The organism is Dysosmobacter sp. HCP28S3_G4 (assembly GCF_052065175.1).
Lineage (GTDB): Bacteria > Bacillota > Clostridia > Oscillospirales > Oscillospiraceae > Oscillibacter.
The window spans coordinates 26,556-42,534 of record NZ_JBQHUP010000021.1; the positions used below are offsets into that span (position 1 = coordinate 26,556).

Below are 15,979 nucleotides of genomic sequence, written 5' to 3' on the forward strand. Positions count from 1 at the left end.
CTAACTCCTAATTGCCTTAGTTCGCGACCTGCACCACGGCGTGCCGGACCACCTTGTCGCCCAGCATGAATCCCGCCTGGAACACCTGGGCCACCACGTTCTCGCCCAGATTCTCATCGTCGATGTGCATGACGGCGTTGTGCCGGTTGGGGTCGAAGGGCTGGCCCTTGGCCTCGATCTCCGTGACGCCCAGCTTCTCCAGGATCTTCTTGTACTGGACGAAGATCATCTCCATGCCCTTCTTGTGGGGGGAATCGTCGCCGCCCTCAGCGGCCACGGCCCGCTCCAGATTGTCGTACACCGCCAAGAATTCCTGGATGGTGTCGATCTTGGCGTCCTGGTAGATGCTCTCCTTCTCCTTGGCGGTGCGCTTGCGGTAGTTGTCATACTCCGCCGCCAGACGGGTGTACTGGTCCTTCACGGTCTCCAGCTGCTTGGCGGCCAGCTCGGCGGCCTCCATCTGCTCCCGGGTCAGGGTGTAGGTCTTCTCTTTTTCCTTCTTCTTTGCGTCCTTATCCTTTTTGCGCTTGTCGGAGGCCTTCTCCTCCCGGGGCTCTTCCGGCTTCGCTCCGCCCTCTCCGGCGGTCTCCGGCTCCTGCCGGGGAGCGGTCTCCTCCGTCTCGGGGGCCTGCCGGCCCTGCTCTTCTTCCGGAGTGGGCTGCTTCGTCTCGTCGCTCATTTGTCTGTATCCTCCTTGGGGGGTAAATCCCGTTTCTCAAACAATCGTGTCAGGCCGTCGGCAAACCCGGCCAGACGGGCCGCCACCGCGGCGTAGTCCATGCGGGTGGGACCCACCACGCCGATGAGGCCCCGCATATCGTCTCCGATATCATAGCTGGCCACCACCACGCTGGTGTCCCGGAGCGCCGCGTTGACGTTCTCCGGCCCGATCAGGATCTTCAGTGGAGAGTTGTCGTCGGGTACCGGCAGGTTCTCCTTGTTCTCCGCCAGAAAGCTCATCAGCTCATGGGCTTTGTCGGCATCCCGGAACTCCGGCAGCTTCAGTACCTGGGTCACACCGGCGGTGTAGATCTCCTTCTGTCCCGCCTCCTCCAGCACATCCACCGCGTAGGCAATGGTCTGGGACAGCAGCAGGAACATCTGGGGCGTCACCTGATCGCTCATGCGCATCAGGGCCATGTTCATCTCGTCGGTGGAGATGTTGGTGAACTCCTTGTTCAGCAGGTCCGCCAGCACCGGCATCTGGGACGGGTCCATCCGGAGCTGGAGCCGCAGCAGCTGGCTCTTGACCCGGTTGTCGCCGGTCATCATCACCACGATACAGCTCCGGTCATCCACCGGCAGCATATCGAAATGCTTGGCGGTGATGGTCTTTTTCCGGCTGGCGGCGGCCACATAGGCGGGATAGTTCACAAAGGAGGACACCGCCCGCCCCGCCTGGGAGATCACCCGGTCCAGCTCCTCCATCTTCATCTGGAGGGCCTGATTGATCCGCTCCGTCTCCGCGATGCTGAGCCGCTGCTGTTCCATCAGTTCGTTGACGTACAGCCGGTAGCCCTGGGGGGACGGGATGCGTCCGGCGGAGGTGTGGGGCTGTTCCAGATAGCCCTGCTCCGTCAGGTCCGCCAGCTCGTTCCGGATAGTGGCGGAGCTGACGCTGCCGCCCATCTCCTTGGCGATGGTCTTGGAGCCCACCGGCTCCGCCGTGCGGATGTAATCCTCAATGACGACTTTCAGTATCTGCTTTTTCCGATCCGTCAGATCCATGCAAACACCTCAAACCTTTTTAGCACTCACTTTCCCTGAGTGCTAACGTGAGTTTACCACCGCCGCCCCCTATTGTCAATGGATGGATATAAACAAATTGTAAACAAACCAAGAGGGATTTTTGAACTTTTATTCTGCGGCCTTTTCCGGGTTTTTATCCCCTTTCCGACGGTGCCGCGGATGACGCCAGAGTCCGATATTTCCCCCACCGGAGCCAGGCTTTTCCCATGTGTCCCCTTGGCCTTTTCGCCGCTTCTCCGGGTAAAAAAACACGCCCCGAACTGACGTTCGGGGCGCGTTTTCACGCTTTATGACAGACCGGGCGTTCAGACCTTCTCAGCCTCGCCGGCAGCGGCGGCAGCGGCCTTTTCCTCGGCGGCCTTCTTGGCGGCGGCAGCCTTCTCAGCCTGGGCCTTCTTGATGGCCTTGTACTTCTCCTTCTCCTCAGCGGTGGCCTTGGGGAGGATGGCGTCGCGGGGGCAGACCTTGGTGCAGAGCTTGCAGCCCACGCACTTCTCATAGTCGATGACGGCCACGCCGTTTACCACATGGATGGCGTCCTTCTTGCACTCCTTCTGGCACAGGCCGCAGCCGATGCAGGAGCTGGAGCAGACGCTCATGGCGGCCTTGCCCTTGTCCTGGTTGGCGCAGGCCACGTGGACCTTCTTGGAGGCGGGGACGGACACGATCAGCTTGCGGGGGCATGCGGCAGCACAGGCCATGCAGTTGGTGCACTTGTCCGGATCCACAACGGCAGAGCCGTTGGGGCCGATGGACATGGCGCCGAACTGGCAGGCAGCCACACAGGAGCCGAAGCCCAGGCAGCCGAAGTTGCACTCCAGGGGGCTGCCGGCCACCTTGGTGGCGGAGATGCAGTCGTGGACGCCGCGGTACTCGAAGCGCTTCACGGCGTTGGTGCCGCCGTTGCAGCGGACGAAGGCCACCTGACGCTCTCCGGAGGGAGCAGCCTGGCCCATGATCTGGGCAATGGCGGCGGCGTTCTCAGCGCCGGCAGGGGCGCAGGCGTTGATGGGGGCGTCGCCGGCCACGATGGCGGCGGCGCAGCCGGCGCAGCCCGGGAAGCCGCAGCCGCCGCAGTTGGCGCCGGCCAGATGGCTCAGGACTTCTTCCACACGGGGGTCCTTTTTCACCTCGAAGATCTTGGAGGCGGCGGCCAGGACCAGGCCGAACACGGCGCCCAGGATACCCAGCACCGCGACAGCAGCGATAATATTTGTCATGACGAGTGCCTCCTTACCAGACCTTCAGGCCGGAGAAGCCCATGAATGCCAGGGCCATCAGACCTGCGGTGACCAGGGCGATGGGGAAGCCCTCAAACGCCTTGGGATAGTCAGCGAACACCAGGCGCTCCCGGATGCTGGCGAACAGCACGATGGCCAGCAGGAAGCCCAGACCGCCGGTAACGCCGTAGACCACGGACTCAATGAAGTTGTAGTTGTTCTGGATGTTCAGCAGAGCGACGCCCAGAACGGCGCAGTTGGTGGTGATCAGGGGCAGATAGATGCCCAGAGCGGTGTACAGGGAGGGCATGGCCTTCTGCAGGAACATCTCGATGAACTGCACCAGAGAGGCGATGACCAGGATGAAGGCCACGGTCTGCATGTAGCTCAGATCCAGGGGGACCAGGATGAACTTGTTCACCAGCCAGGTGATGGCGGAGGCCAGACCCATGACGAAGGTCACGGCGATGCCCATGCCGGAGGCGGTATCCACCTTCTTGGAGACGCCCAGGAAGGGGCAGATGCCCAGGAACTGGGAGAAGATGAAGTTATTGGACAGGATGGCTCCCAGCGTGATAGAGAGAAGCGTATAGATCTCTTGCATTACTTGCTCTCCTCCTTATTCTTGGATTTGCTCAGCGCCCACTGCATGGCGGCGATGAGGCAGCCCAGCACCAGGAAGCCGCCCACAGGAAGGGTCAGCATACCGATGGGGAACTGTTCGGGAATGAGGCGGATACCGTCGCCGTTGTTCAGCAGGCCGCCGCCGAAGGTGCCGGCGCCCAGCAGCTCACGGATGACGCACATAATGATCAGGACCACAGTGTAGCCGATGCCCTGGCAGATGCCGTCCACGGCGGAGGCCAGAACGCCGTTCTTGTAGGAGAACGCCTCGGCACGGCCCAGAATGATGCAGTTCACCACGATCAGGGGGATGAACACGCCCAGGGACTCGGACAGTGCGGGGACGAAGGCCTTCAGCAGCAGGTCCACGCAGGTGACGAAGCCGGCGATGACCACGATGAACATGGCGATACGGATCTTATCGGGAACGACTTTCCGCATGGCGGAAATAACGATGTTGGAGGCGGTCAGGATGACCAGAACGCTGAGGCCCATGCCCAGGCCGTTGAAGAAGGAGGTCGTGATTGCCATGGTGGAGCACATGCCCAGCACCTGCACCAGCACGGGGTTGTTGGTGATCAGACCTTCCTTAAACTGTTTTCCAAAGTTCATGATTCAGTATCCCCCTTTCTCAGCCGATGGCGCCGGCAGCGGCGATGGCGCCGTTGACACCGGTGGTGACGCCGCGGCTGGATACAGTGGCGCCGGAGATGGCGTCCACATTGGAGCCCACGGACAGGGTCCCGTCAGCGGCGCTCTTGCCGATAAACTGGTCCAGAACGCCGGTGCCGCTGGGCAGAGGATTGTTCTTCATGACCTTGGAGCCGATGCCGGAGGTCTCAGCATTGGAGACGATGGACACGCCGGTGACGGCGCCCTCGGCGTCAACGCCCACCACCATCTCGATGTTGCCCTGGGAGCCGGAGGCAATGATCTTCACGGCATAGCCGGCGGTCTCGCCGCCGTCCTTCACCTCGTAGACATTCTCCAGCGTGGCGCCGGCGGCGGAAGCGGCGGAGGTCATGGCGTCGGTGAGCTCCAGCTCGGGGAACTCAGGGGCGGCCACATCCGGGAACACCGCGGACAGGGCCTTCTCGGTGGCGATACGGTTGGCCTCGGCGATGGGGCCTCTGGTCACGTTGTCGACAGCGCCCAGTGCCGCGGCCACGATGACGCAGGTAACGCACAGGGTCACGGCCAGTTTGATGAGGTACTTGGGGTCCATATTGACCTTTTCCTTGGTCTTGACTTCGCTACTCATTTCGCAGCCGCCTCCTTCTTAGCAGATTTTACGGTGCCGAAGCGGACGGGCTTGGTGTACTTGTCGATCAGGGGCACAAACAGGTTCATGACCATGATGGAGTAGCAGACGCCCTCGTTATAGGAACCGAAATAGCGGATGAACACGGTGAACAGGCCGCAGCCGATGCCGTAGATCAGCTGGCCCTTCTTGGTGACGGGAGAGGTGGCGTAGTCGGTAGCCATGAAGATGGCTCCCAGCATCAGGCCGCCGCCGAACACGCTGTACAGCATGAACTGCAGGTTGTCAGCGCCGCCCTTGGGGAACAGCAGGGACAGGACCGCCACGGTGCCGATGTAAGCGGCGGGGATGTGCCAGGAGATGACCTTCCGGTACAGCAGCCAGACGCCGCCGGCGATGAGCATCAGCGCGGAGACCTCGCCCAGAGAGCCGCCGGTCTTGCCCAGGAACATATCCAGAACGGAGTACTTCTCCGCCAGGGCGGCCAGATCGCCGGTCTTCAGATAGGACATGGGGGTGGCGCCGGTCATGGTGTCGGCCACGAGGCCCATCAGGGGCGCCTTGCCGGCAGCGGGGTCCAGCCAGGTGGTCATGTAGCCCGCATAGCTGGCCAGCAGGCAGGCACGGCCCACCAGAGCGGGGTTCAGGAAGTTCTTGCCGATGCCGCCGAACAGCTGCTTCACCAGAACGATGGAGAAGAACGCACCGATGACGATGACCCAGTAGGGGGTGGTCACGGGGCAGACAAAAGCCAGCAGCATGCCGGTGACCACGGCGCTGAGGTCGCCGATGGACTGAGGCTTCTTCAGCAGCGTACGGTACAGCCACTCCCAGAACACGCAGGCCGCCGCGGACACGGCGGTGAGGGTCAGGGCTTTCAGGCCGAACTGCCAGGTCGCGTAGGCCAAAGCCGGCAGCATGGCGATGATGACATCCAGCATGATGGACCGGGTGTTCTCCGCGGAACGGATGTGGGGAGAAGAAGTCGCAATCAGCTTGAGATTCTTGTAATCGGTCATTGTTTACGCCTCCTTCTTCTCTTGTGCGGCCTTTTTGGCCTCAGCGGCAGCCTTGTCGGCGGCTGCCTTGTTCTTCACCAGCTGCTTGCCGGTCTTGAACATATGGGTCAGGTGCATGCGGGCAGGGCAGATGTACGCGCAGGCGCCGCACTCCATGCAGTCCATGATATGGGCCTCGTTCAGCTCATCCACCATGCCCTTGGAGGCGTACTGGTACATGAACAGGGGCTCCAGGTGCATGGGGCAGGCCTCCACGCACTTGCCGCAGCGGATGCACTGGGGATTCTCAACGGTCTGCTCCTCCTTCTCGCAGAAGGCCAGCATGGCGCCGGTGCCCTTGCCCACGGGAACATCCGTGGTGTACTGGGCCATACCCATCATCGGGCCGCCCATGATGAGCTTGTAGGTGCCTTCCTTCAGGCCGCCGCAGGCGTCGAACAGGTTGGACACGGGGGTGCCGATGGGGCACTCCAGGTTCTTGGGCTCGATGACGCCGGAACCGGAGACGGTGACGATCTTCCGCACCACGGGCATGCCCTGGGTGATGGCCCGGAAGATGGCGCAGGTGGTATTGATGTTGAACACGGCGCAGCCGATGTTGGAGGGCAGTCCTCCGGGAGGCACCTGCTTGCCGGTGATGGCCTGGCAGAGCTGTTTCTCACCGCCCTGGGGGTAACGGCAGTGCAGGGGCTCCACCACAACGGGGGCGTGCTTCTCGGCAATGACCTTGTTCATGGCGTCGATACCGTTCTGCTTGTTGTCCTCCACGCCGATGATGACCTTGTCCACGCCGAACATCTTGGCCAGATAGGTGGCGCCGCCGATGATCTCCTCGGGACGCTCCAGCATGGTCCGGTGGTCACCGGTGATGTAGGGTTCGCACTCGGCGCCGTTGATGATGACGGTGTCCACCTTGCCGATGCCGCCGGAGATCTTCACGTGGGTGGGGAAGGTAGCGCCGCCCATGCCGACGATGCCGGCGTTCTTGACGGCTTCCACCATCTCGTCCACCGTCAGGCTGTCGGGATTCTCAGGGGCCTTGACCTCCTCGCTGAGCTCATCCTTGCCATCGTTCTCGATGACCACAGCCATCATGTTGCCGCCCATGTTGTAGGGCCGGGGCTCCACCGCGATCACCTTGCCGGAGACGCTGGCGTGGATGGGGGCTCCCAAACCGTGGAACTCGCCGATCTTCTGGCCCACTTTTACGTAGTCGCCCACCTTGACGAGGGGGGTGCACGGTGCGCCAAAGTGCATCGACATGGGAATGACCACCTTCGCAGGGGGTGCCAGTTGCTCGATGGCCTTTTCATTGGTCGCGGCTTTCATGTCATTGGGATGAACGCCGCCAAAGAAAGCTTGTGCCATAGTCTTCACCTCATTTTTTCTGCTGGATAGCACACGGCTATCACATACTGCGTTTTATTTTACACCAGCCGTCATAAAATGTCCAGACTGTGAACTCCACAAATCCGCAAAATTCGTTTCTTTTTTGACAAGTATTTTACTGTTCTGGATAAATTGCCCAGCGGCACTCCCCACCGGACCGGCTCTGCCGCATCTTGCCTTTTCCCCTCAGCTGTGATAAACTATGCAGTAATCGCAGCGGAAGCCCTCCGGCAGGACGGGCAGATATGGAGGTCTTTGGATGGCAGAGTATATCGACCGCAGGCAAGTCAAACGGGAGGCGCGGGAACTTCTGCGGGACGCGCAGGTCCCTCCCAGAAAGTTCTTCACCCTGTATCTGGCCCTGGTGTGGCTGATGAATCTGGCCAGCTACTTCGCCAACAACAGCGGCGGCGGGATTCCTGCCCTGTCCAATCCCCTGGGGCTGTTCGTCTGGATCTTGGTGTCTCTGCTGGCTCTGATCCTGGAGGCCGGCTGCTGGCTCTACTGCGCCGCCATCCGCCGGGGCGAGCGCACGGAATACCTGACGCTGTTCGACGGCTTTTCCTTCGCCGGCAGGCTCATCCTGCTGTATCTGGCGAAGATGATGTTCGTCTTCCTGTGGTCCCTCCCCTCCGGCATGATCTTCAGCGTCCTGCTGATGATGTATGAGCAGGAGATCTTCCTGTTCTCCCCGCTGATGATCCTGCTGTTCATCCCGCCGGTGGTGGCACTGTATCGCTACCGCTTCGCCATCCTGAATCTCTGCGAAGACCCCAACCTGGGGGTGATGGAGACGCTGAACATGAGCAAGCGCCAGACCTTCGGCTACAAGGGTCAGCTGTTCTCCCTGGATCTGAGCTTCCTGGGCTGGATGGTCCTCTCCTCTCTTCCGTCCATCTATCTTTACGCGGCGGAGTACCTGTCCATGTTGGATATTTTTCTGCCGGAGCTGCCTCTGGGGCTCTCCCCTCCGCTTCAGGTGATCGTCCCCATCATCGTGGGCGCCCTCTATCTCCCCCTGTACCAGACTTCGGAGCTGGCCTATTTCGAGACCGCCAAGCGCACCTCCGGCATGGATTCCCGGAGCCGTCTTGAGGACCACGGTCCCGACGATCTGGGCGGATATTTCTGATCCCGCTTCCGACCGACAAAAAAGCCGGGCTGTCATGAATCCATGACAGCCCGGTCTTTCTGTTCCTTTCCGTGCAGACTCTTACAGATTGGGGAACTGGCGGCGGGCCTGGGTATTCTGCCGCAGGGCCAGGGCCAGCAGCGTGGAGGCCGCGATGCCGAAGGCCGCCTGCACCAGATTGCCGGGAATGCCCGCCGCACCGCAGGCCGCCAGGCACACCATGAAGCTGCCCTCTCCCGCGGCGGCAGCCAGCACCGTCTCAAATAGCCAGTAGCCCACGATCATGACGGCCTCCGCCGCCACGGCGCACACCACCATGCTCCACGTCTTCTTACCCAGCGCCCGGTACACCAGCGCCGCCAGCAGGGCCATGACGGCCTTGATGACCAGCGTGGCCGGCACATAGATGGCGTAGCCGGACAGCAGGTCCGCCAGAGCGGGTCCAATGCCGCCGGCCACGGCGCCGTACACCGGCCCCAGCAGATAGGCCCCCAGGATCACCACTGTGTCCCCCAGGTTCACATAGCCGCCGCTGGGGGTGGGGATCTGTAAGATCCGCGTGGCCACATAGCCCAGCGCCGCGAACAAAGCCGTCATCACCATGGCCCGGAAGCCGGTCATGGCCGCCGTATTTTCCCGTCTGATTACTTTTTCCATATCATTCTCTCCTCTCAGGTTCGTCTGACGTGATTTTGATGTTGTGATTCTAGCGAGGATATGGTATGATTGGAATATCCAAATTTCGATTTTTTCATAAGGTCAGATGGGAGGTATCCGCCATGCTGACATATCCCATGGAGGAGCGGGGAGACCTGCCGCTCTATGAATATCTGTACCGCCGCATCCGGGGGGACATCCTCTCCGGCGCCCTGACGGCGGGGACCCGGCTGCCCAGCAAGCGCTCTCTGGCGGAGCATCTGCGGGTGTCGGTCATCACCGTGGAGAACGCCTACGCCCAGCTGGCGGCGGAGGGCTATCTCCTGGCGAAGCCCAAGCAGGGCTTTTTCGTGGCCCAGGTGGAACAGGCACCGCCAGCCCGGGAGCCTGCTCCCATCCCCCGGCTGGCCCCGCCGCCGGAGCGGACGTGGCAACTGGATCTGAAAACCAACCGGGTGGACGCCTCCCGGTTTCCCTTCGCCGCCTGGTCCCGGCTCACCCGGCAGGTGTTGAGTCAGGAGGGCACCGCCCTGCTGGCCCCCATCCCTCATCAGGGGCTGCTGGCCCTGCGGGAGGCCATCTCCCAGGACCTGCGGGACTACCGGGGCCTCAGCGCCTCCCCGGAGCAGATCGTGGTGGGCGCAGGCGCGGAGTTCCTGTATCTGCTGCTGGCCCAGCTCATGAGCCAGGTGGACGTCTTCGCCGTGGAGGACCCGGGCTATCCCAAGATCAGCCAGGTCTACCGGGCCAGCGGCGTTCGGTGCGTGCCGGTGCCGCTGGACGATCAGGGCCTGGACCTTGACGCCCTGCGGCGGAGCCGGGCCACCGTGGCCCACATCTCCCCCTCTCACCACTACCCCACCGGACTGGTGATGCCCATTTCCCGGCGGCAGGGACTGCTGCGGTGGGCGGCGGAGACCGGCGGCGTCATCATCGAGGACGACTACGACAGCGAGTTCCGCTTTACAGGCCGTCCCATCCCGCCCCTGCAAAGCATCGACCGGGACGGCCGGGTCATCTACATGAACACCTTCTCCCAGACCATCGCCCCCTCCATGCGCGTGGGCTTTCTGGTGCTGCCGCCCCAGCTGCTGGACCGCTGGCGGCGTACCATGGGCTTTTACGCCTGCACCGTCCCCGCCACGGAGCAGGCGGTGCTGGCCCGGTTCCTGTCCTCCGGGCAGTACGAGCAGCACCTGTCCCGGATGCGCAACGAGTACCGCCAGCGCCGTGCCGCTGTACTGGACGCCTTCCGGCAGAGTCCCTTCGCCCATCGGGTCACCATCACGGAGCACGGCGCGGGACTGCACTTCCTGCTGAAGCTGGACACCCTGGCCACGGATCAGGCCCTCCAGCGCCGGGCGGAGGAGCTGGGCATCCGGGTGGGCTTCCTGTCGGAGTACGCCGCCGTGCCGGACCCGGCCTTCGACCACACGCTGGTCATCAACTACGCCGGTCTGGAGCCGGAGCGCCTGCCCCAGGCCATGGAGCTGCTGGACCAGCTGTTTCGGGAGTGACTGGAAAACAGGAAAAGACCCGTGGGAGGAAGTTCCTCCCACGGGTCTTTTGTCACGATCCGCTCAGCGCTCGAAGATGCGCTGGAACGCCGCCCGCAGACGGCAGGGCCAGCACAGCACCACGGCCAGCGCCGCGCCGATGCCCGCCTGCAGGATCTGGAAGGGCAGCTTCAGCACGGCGTACTCCGGCGTGCTGTAGATGAACGCCCGGCCCAGGGAATAGCCCACCACGTTGATGAGGGCACCCACGGCCACGCCCACGATGGCGGCGGTCAGCTTCTTCTCCTCGGAGGCCCGCCGGACGCACCAGGAGATGAACACCGCCTGGATGCCGTGGGTCACCAGAGACACGAACATGGGCGCGGGATAGAACAGGAAGTCGCCCAGGAACGCGCCCACGCCGCCCACGATGAAGGCCCCCAGTGGGTCCAGCAGGATGGCCGCCGCGGCGATGACGATGTCGTTGAGGTAGAAGTGTCCGCCGGGCACCGGGACGCCGAAGGAGCTGAGGGCCACGTTCATGGCCATCAGCAGGGCCGTCACGGTGAGCCACTTGACGGGCGCCCGCTTGCGCAGATCAGTTGCTTGATTCATTGGTAAAACCCCTCTCGCTTTGATTGTTCCATCTTATCCGCGAAGTGGTTTTATTGAAATATCCAGAATTTGAAATTTTTATAAGGTCAATTCCCGGTCAACGGATACTCCGTGCCGTCGATGACGATGGCGGTAACGTCCGAGATGTCCACAGGCCGGTCGAACCGGTTCATGGTCGTGATAGTCTCAATGAGGATGGTGATATCCTGCGGATCCCGCTCCTGCGAATATCCGCCGCTTCCCCGGCGCATGGGGAACTCCGTCAGGGAGCCGTCCCGGTGCCTGAGCCGGGCGTTCCAGCCGCTTTCCGGCAGCAGGCTGAAGGCCAGATTCTCCCCCTCCAGCTCCCGGGCCGTAAAGGTCATCTCCCAGGACAGCGGAGAGAGGCGGATATCCGTCAAAGTCAGCACTGGTCCGAACAGCTCCGACGCTCCCGTCCAGCGCAGGGACAAATCCTCGTAGGACAGTTCCCAGGACTGTTCCCACTTCCCCGCCACCTCGGCGTCGAAGTCCGGCGCCAGATAGAGCGTCGTCATCCGGTCGCCGTGGGCGCCGTCGTAGGTCACCACCCGGCTGCCGTCCTCCCTCCGGCTGATGGTGAAGCCGTTGGAGACGATGACCTCTGTCTGGGGCGGCAGGGCCGCCGTGTCGCTGTCCGAGACGTCCCAGCGCATGGTCCCGTCCGGGGCAATGATGGTGGTGTATGGCTTCCCCTCCTCGCCCGCCAGCTGGAGGATTTCATCGTCCGCGTACTGATGGTCATGTCCATAGTTCTCAACGGTGACGGTGGCGGTGTTGCCGTCCAGCAATTCCAGATCAGAGCCCCACACCGTCAGCAGATAGGTGATGGAACTGCCGGTCCGCTCCAGAACGGTCCATTGATAGCTGTAACTGCCGGAGTTTCCGAAGTCGACGTCCATGTTCTGGAACTCCAGATAGTCATGGACCGGCACCTCCTCCGGGAAGTCGAACCGCAGCTTGACATACAGGCAGGACGGGTCCCCCAGCGTCTGTAAGACCGTCATGCGGACGTCCTGCTCCTCCGCCGTCCGCTCCACCTTCTGCACCGCCGGACGGAGGTTTTTTGCCTGCTCCTGCCGGATGCCCAGGGAGTCCGCCACCTGCCGGTCCAGCTCCGGCGGCTCCTCCGGGGGTTCCTCCGGCTCCTTCTTCACCGGTTCAGGAGCGGGTTCCGGTTCCGGCTGGACGACCTCCTCCACGAGCGCGGTCTCCGGCTCCGTGGCGGGCTCCGCCGCCGTGCGGATACCCAGGGCGGCGGTGATACGGCCGCCGGTGGCGGTGTCCACCGCCGCCAGAGCGGTGGCGGACAGCAGGCACAGCGCCGCAGCGATGAGGGTACAGCGCAGAAAGAATTTTCCGCGGCGGTATTTTTCCGGCGGTTCCTGTCCGGCCACGGCCGCCAGGGTCCGGGCCTTGACAGCCTCCGGGTCGAACTGCGGCTGGGCGTCCAGCAGCGCGTCCAGTTCCTCGTCTGTTGGGATCCATTTCTCAGTCACAGCAAACACCCCTCTCCGTCAAGATCTTTTTCAGCTTCTCCCGTCCCCGCTTCAGGCGGCTCCGCAGCGTGGCGGGATTCTGCCCTGTGACGGCGGCGATCTCTCCCACCGTCTGGTCCAAAAAATAGAACCGGAAGAACAGCTCCTGATCCGCTGGGTCCAGACGACGGATGGCCGCCCGCAGCTCCCCGGCCTGCTCGCCGTCCTCCGCCCGGCGCTCCGGACCGGGCGTGCTGTCCGTCAGCTCCAGGTCCTCCGGCATCTCCTCCACAGGCCGGAACTGCCGCAGCTTCTGTCGGGCGGCGTTCCGGGCGATGGCCGCCAGATAGGGCTTCACGTCTCCCTCCAGACGGCTCCGGCTGTTCCAGAGACTGATGAACACGTCGGAGAGGACCTCCTCCATGTCCTCCAGCGGCAGCGTCCGGTTCAGAAAGACCGCGATGATCTTGGCGGCATAGGCGCTGTAGCGGTCCATGATCTCCTCCAGCGCCTGGATGTCTCCCAGCCGCAGCCGTTTGGCCAGCACGTCCTCCATAGGCCCCCTCCTTTCTTTTTGACGTCTGTCACTTTCCTATATGCGTCCCGCCGGAAAACCGTTGCGTCTTTTCCCGAAAAAATAGATCCCGCACCAAGCCGTCCCGGAAAACGGCCCCGTGCGGGATCCACTGGATTCGTCTCTTATTTGCGCTGCTTCCGCCGCTTCATGATGGCCTCATAGTCCCGCAGGGAAGCCAGAGCCTCGCCGGACATAGGGAACAAGACGATCATGTTAAAAATGGTCATCAGGGCGATACCCACGTCTCCCAGGTCCCACACGAAGGTGTAGGCCGCCAGGCACCCGATGAACAGCATGACCAGGGCCAGCACCTTGTAGGCGGTCTGGGAGGCCCAGTTGTCGCCGCAGAGATAGGCCACGTTGGAGCGGGCGTAGAACAGCACGCCGATGAAGGTGGAGAAGCTGAACAGCAGCAGCGTCAGGGCGATGAACACTACGCCGAAGCGCCCCAGATGATACTCCATGGCGGCCTGCAGCAGGTCCATGCCTGCCCGGCCGTCCACGCTCTCCGCCGGAGCCAGAAGCATGATCATGGCGGAGCAGCTGCAGATGACGATGGTGTCCAGGAACACGCCGAAGGCCTGGAGCAGACCCTCCTTGGCGGGATGGTCGATGTCCGCCGCGGCGGCGGCACAGGGGGCGGATCCGCTGCCCGCCTCGTTGGAGAACAGTCCACGCTTCACGCCGTTCATGATGACGGCGCCGAAGCCGCCCGCCGCCGCCTGCCGCAGGCCGAAGGCCTCGGCGAAGATGCGCTGGAACACAGAGGGCAGCAAAGACACGTTTTTGACGATGATGAACAGGGTGATAAAGAAGTAGCAGCCCGCCATGATGGGCACCACCACGTCCAGCACCTTGACGGTGGCGTTCTTCCGCAGCACAATGACGGCGGACACCGCCGCCAGGGCAATGGCCGTGTACAGCGGCGGGATATGAAAGGCGTTGTACATGGAGGAGGACACGGAGTTGCCGATGACCTGGCTGATGCCGCACCAGCAGATCAGTCCGGAGATGGCGAACAGCACGGCAGTGAAGGACCACCGGCGGGTCTTCTTCCCGAAATGGCGGGTCATGAAGCTGTGGATGAAATAGGCGGGGCCGCCCCGGTATCCGCCGTACAGCGGGTCCTTCTGCTTGTAGAGCTGGGCCAGGGTGGCCTCAACGAAGGCGGTGGCGGAGCCCACCAGCGCCGTCACCCACATCCAGAACACGGCGCCGGCGCCGCCGGCGGAGACGGCGGCCACCACGCCCACCAGATTGCCCATGCCCACCCGGGTGGCGGTGGACACGATGAGGGCCTGAAAGCCGGAGATGCCCTCCCGCTTGGCGTTGCTCTCCGTCTCCAGGGTCACCCGGATCATCTCCGGAAACAGCCGCACCGGCAGGAACCGGGTGCGGAGCGTAAAAAAGATGCCCGCCGGCACCAGGATCAGCACCAGAAGGGACAGTCCCAGGGAACCGCCTCCCGGCAGGGGAATTGTGATGAGATCGCCCCACATGAAGTCATAGATCGTGTACAGCAGTTTCATGTCTTCTCTCCCGAATCTCTTTTTGTCTTTATAGTGCTAAAATTTTATTTCTTTTATTGTACACGAGAAATGGACGCTTGTAAATGGTCTTGTCCAAAAAGAGCCAGCTTGTCGAAAAAGTCTTTTCGACAAGCTGCCGCAAGTTTTTTGGGTTTATCGACAGACTCAGCGTACTCTTTTCTCTTTTCAGAAAAGAGTACGCCGCTGGAGTGCCCTTCAGAGCTTCCTTTACAGATACCGCCCCAGCAGTCCCAGGATCAGCAGATGCACCGGGTAGAATGCGTAGCAGGCGTACTGGACGGCCTTGCTGTGAGGCCCCTGCCGTCCCCGGTAGAGCCAGATAAACAGCAACGCCAGCACCGCCGTCCCCTGCTGAACGATCATGAAGGTATGCCCCAGCACGGTCACCGGTACCATCATGCCGCCCAGAAGCTCTACATTGACCCAGTAAAGTCCCAGAGCCTGCCCCAGCATCTGCCACCATTTCCGTCCCCGGAACAGGTAGAACACCAGCACCATCAGGACGCCGCAGCCGAAGTAGTCCGCCATGGTGAGTATACTCAGCACGTAGCCTGCTCCGGCGGTCAGCAGGAACACCGCCGCCGTCAGCCACCATTTGCCCCGCCGCCGTGTCTTCTCAATCGCGGCCATGCACAGCAGGGACAGCAGCAGCGTCCACATCACGTTCTGATGCACGGGATAGATCAGCTGCCCACTGTACATCAGATTGAATGGGAGCTCCGAGATGACGGCAAAGGCCAGCATCCGCAGCAGGTATTTTTTCAGGTCATGGGTGTGGTAAAAGCCCTCCACCAGCAGAAAGGCAAAGATGGGATAGGTCAGCCTTCCCACCCAGGTCAGCCAGTCGTATGGATACAGCACCGTGGCCCACAGGTGGTCACACAGCATGAAGGCCATGGCCAGCAGATGCAGCGTCAGTGCGCTGATGCCGCGAAATTCCCGTCTCTGTTCCATTACGTTCTTCTCCTTTCGGTCTTTCTGTTCCGCCGCATCAGTAAACCATAAAAGGCCGGGAGAAGTCATTACAGTTTGGTATCAATTTTGTCTTCTAAACGAAAAAAGAGGACCTCTGGTATCCCGGAGGCCCTCAGGCTGTCGAAAAAGTCGAGCATAGCTGGGCTTTTTCGCATTTATATGGTAAAATAAGCATGGGTGATGAAAGATGCTTGAACGAGGGAAGCTGGATCGTGGAAT

At 62.1% G+C, this 15,979-nt stretch carries 16 protein-coding genes; 2 read left to right on the forward strand and 14 right to left on the reverse strand.

The genetic code is table 11. The features are described from left to right. Nucleotides 1-16: 16 nt before the first annotated feature. From grpE to rsxC, 8 genes are all read right to left on the reverse strand, one after another. Complete coding sequence (gene grpE, locus ACTNBU_RS06800) at nucleotides 17-679, reverse strand: nucleotide exchange factor GrpE (protein ID WP_441032030.1); 663 nt, start codon at nucleotides 677-679, stop codon at nucleotides 17-19. After that, nucleotides 676-1,728 carry a heat-inducible transcriptional repressor HrcA gene (gene hrcA / locus ACTNBU_RS06805; RefSeq protein WP_441032032.1) on the reverse strand — a complete coding sequence of 351 codons (1,053 nt, stop codon included), beginning with the start codon at nucleotides 1,726-1,728 and terminating at the stop codon, nucleotides 676-678. Before hrcA ends, grpE begins: the two co-directional genes overlap by 4 nt. 326 nt (nucleotides 1,729-2,054) lie before the next feature. Then, nucleotides 2,055-2,969 (reverse strand): RnfABCDGE type electron transport complex subunit B, encoded by a 915-nt coding sequence (locus ACTNBU_RS06810; RefSeq protein WP_441032034.1) that lies wholly within the window; start codon nucleotides 2,967-2,969, stop codon nucleotides 2,055-2,057. A gap of 13 nt (nucleotides 2,970-2,982) precedes the next feature. Beyond that, on the reverse strand, nucleotides 2,983-3,573 hold the full coding sequence (gene rsxA, locus ACTNBU_RS06815; RefSeq protein ID WP_441032036.1) for an electron transport complex subunit RsxA: 591 nt from the start codon (nucleotides 3,571-3,573) through the stop codon (nucleotides 2,983-2,985). Next, nucleotides 3,573-4,205, reverse strand: a complete 633-nt coding sequence (gene rsxE / locus ACTNBU_RS06820) for an electron transport complex subunit RsxE (protein ID WP_441032038.1) — start codon at nucleotides 4,203-4,205, stop codon at nucleotides 3,573-3,575. The genes rsxA and rsxE overlap by 1 nt, the downstream gene beginning before the upstream one ends. Nucleotides 4,206-4,224: 19 nt before the next feature. After that, nucleotides 4,225-4,854: an RnfABCDGE type electron transport complex subunit G gene (locus ACTNBU_RS06825; protein ID WP_441032040.1), complete on the reverse strand. Its 630-nt coding sequence runs from the start codon at nucleotides 4,852-4,854 to the stop codon at nucleotides 4,225-4,227. Then, nucleotides 4,851-5,873, reverse strand: coding sequence for an RnfABCDGE type electron transport complex subunit D (locus tag ACTNBU_RS06830; RefSeq protein ID WP_441032042.1), 1,023 nt, complete (start codon nucleotides 5,871-5,873; stop codon nucleotides 4,851-4,853). The genes ACTNBU_RS06825 and ACTNBU_RS06830 overlap by 4 nt, the downstream gene beginning before the upstream one ends. 3 nt (nucleotides 5,874-5,876) lie before the next feature. Further along, entirely contained in the window at nucleotides 5,877-7,241 is a 1,365-nt protein-coding gene (gene rsxC / locus ACTNBU_RS06835) for an electron transport complex subunit RsxC (protein ID WP_441032043.1), read from the reverse strand. A 280-nt stretch (nucleotides 7,242-7,521) separates the two neighbouring features. Between rsxC and ACTNBU_RS06840 the strand changes: the two genes are divergently transcribed. Beyond that, nucleotides 7,522-8,394, forward strand: coding sequence for a DUF975 family protein (locus ACTNBU_RS06840; RefSeq protein WP_441032045.1), 873 nt, complete (start codon nucleotides 7,522-7,524; stop codon nucleotides 8,392-8,394). A gap of 81 nt (nucleotides 8,395-8,475) precedes the next feature. Here the strand turns inward: ACTNBU_RS06840 and ACTNBU_RS06845 are convergent, their stop codons facing one another. Further along, entirely contained in the window at nucleotides 8,476-9,051 is a 576-nt protein-coding gene (locus ACTNBU_RS06845; protein ID WP_441032047.1) for an ECF transporter S component, read from the reverse strand. Nucleotides 9,052-9,173: 122 nt separating this feature from the next. Here ACTNBU_RS06845 and pdxR point away from each other — a divergent pair, with 122 nt between their 5' ends. Continuing rightward, entirely contained in the window at nucleotides 9,174-10,568 is a 1,395-nt protein-coding gene (gene pdxR / locus ACTNBU_RS06850) for a MocR-like pyridoxine biosynthesis transcription factor PdxR (protein ID WP_441032048.1), read from the forward strand. 63 nt (nucleotides 10,569-10,631) lie between these two features. Here pdxR and ACTNBU_RS06855 read toward each other — a convergent pair whose 3' ends face one another. The 5 genes from ACTNBU_RS06855 to ACTNBU_RS06875 form a co-directional block, all read right to left on the reverse strand. Continuing rightward, nucleotides 10,632-11,162 carry an ECF transporter S component gene (locus tag ACTNBU_RS06855; RefSeq protein ID WP_441032050.1) on the reverse strand — a complete coding sequence of 177 codons (531 nt, stop codon included), beginning with the start codon at nucleotides 11,160-11,162 and terminating at the stop codon, nucleotides 10,632-10,634. 86 nt (nucleotides 11,163-11,248) lie between these two features. Continuing rightward, nucleotides 11,249-12,679, reverse strand: coding sequence for a hypothetical protein (locus tag ACTNBU_RS06860; protein ID WP_441032052.1), 1,431 nt, complete (start codon nucleotides 12,677-12,679; stop codon nucleotides 11,249-11,251). Continuing rightward, nucleotides 12,672-13,214, reverse strand: a complete 543-nt coding sequence (locus ACTNBU_RS06865) for an RNA polymerase sigma factor (protein ID WP_441032054.1) — start codon at nucleotides 13,212-13,214, stop codon at nucleotides 12,672-12,674. Before ACTNBU_RS06865 ends, ACTNBU_RS06860 begins: the two co-directional genes overlap by 8 nt. A 143-nt stretch (nucleotides 13,215-13,357) precedes the next feature. After that, nucleotides 13,358-14,764 carry an alanine/glycine:cation symporter family protein gene (locus ACTNBU_RS06870; protein WP_441032056.1) on the reverse strand — a complete coding sequence of 469 codons (1,407 nt, stop codon included), beginning with the start codon at nucleotides 14,762-14,764 and terminating at the stop codon, nucleotides 13,358-13,360. A gap of 228 nt (nucleotides 14,765-14,992) precedes the next feature. Beyond that, nucleotides 14,993-15,739, reverse strand: coding sequence for a TraX family protein (locus ACTNBU_RS06875; protein WP_441032058.1), 747 nt, complete (start codon nucleotides 15,737-15,739; stop codon nucleotides 14,993-14,995). Nucleotides 15,740-15,979 lie beyond the last annotated feature (240 nt).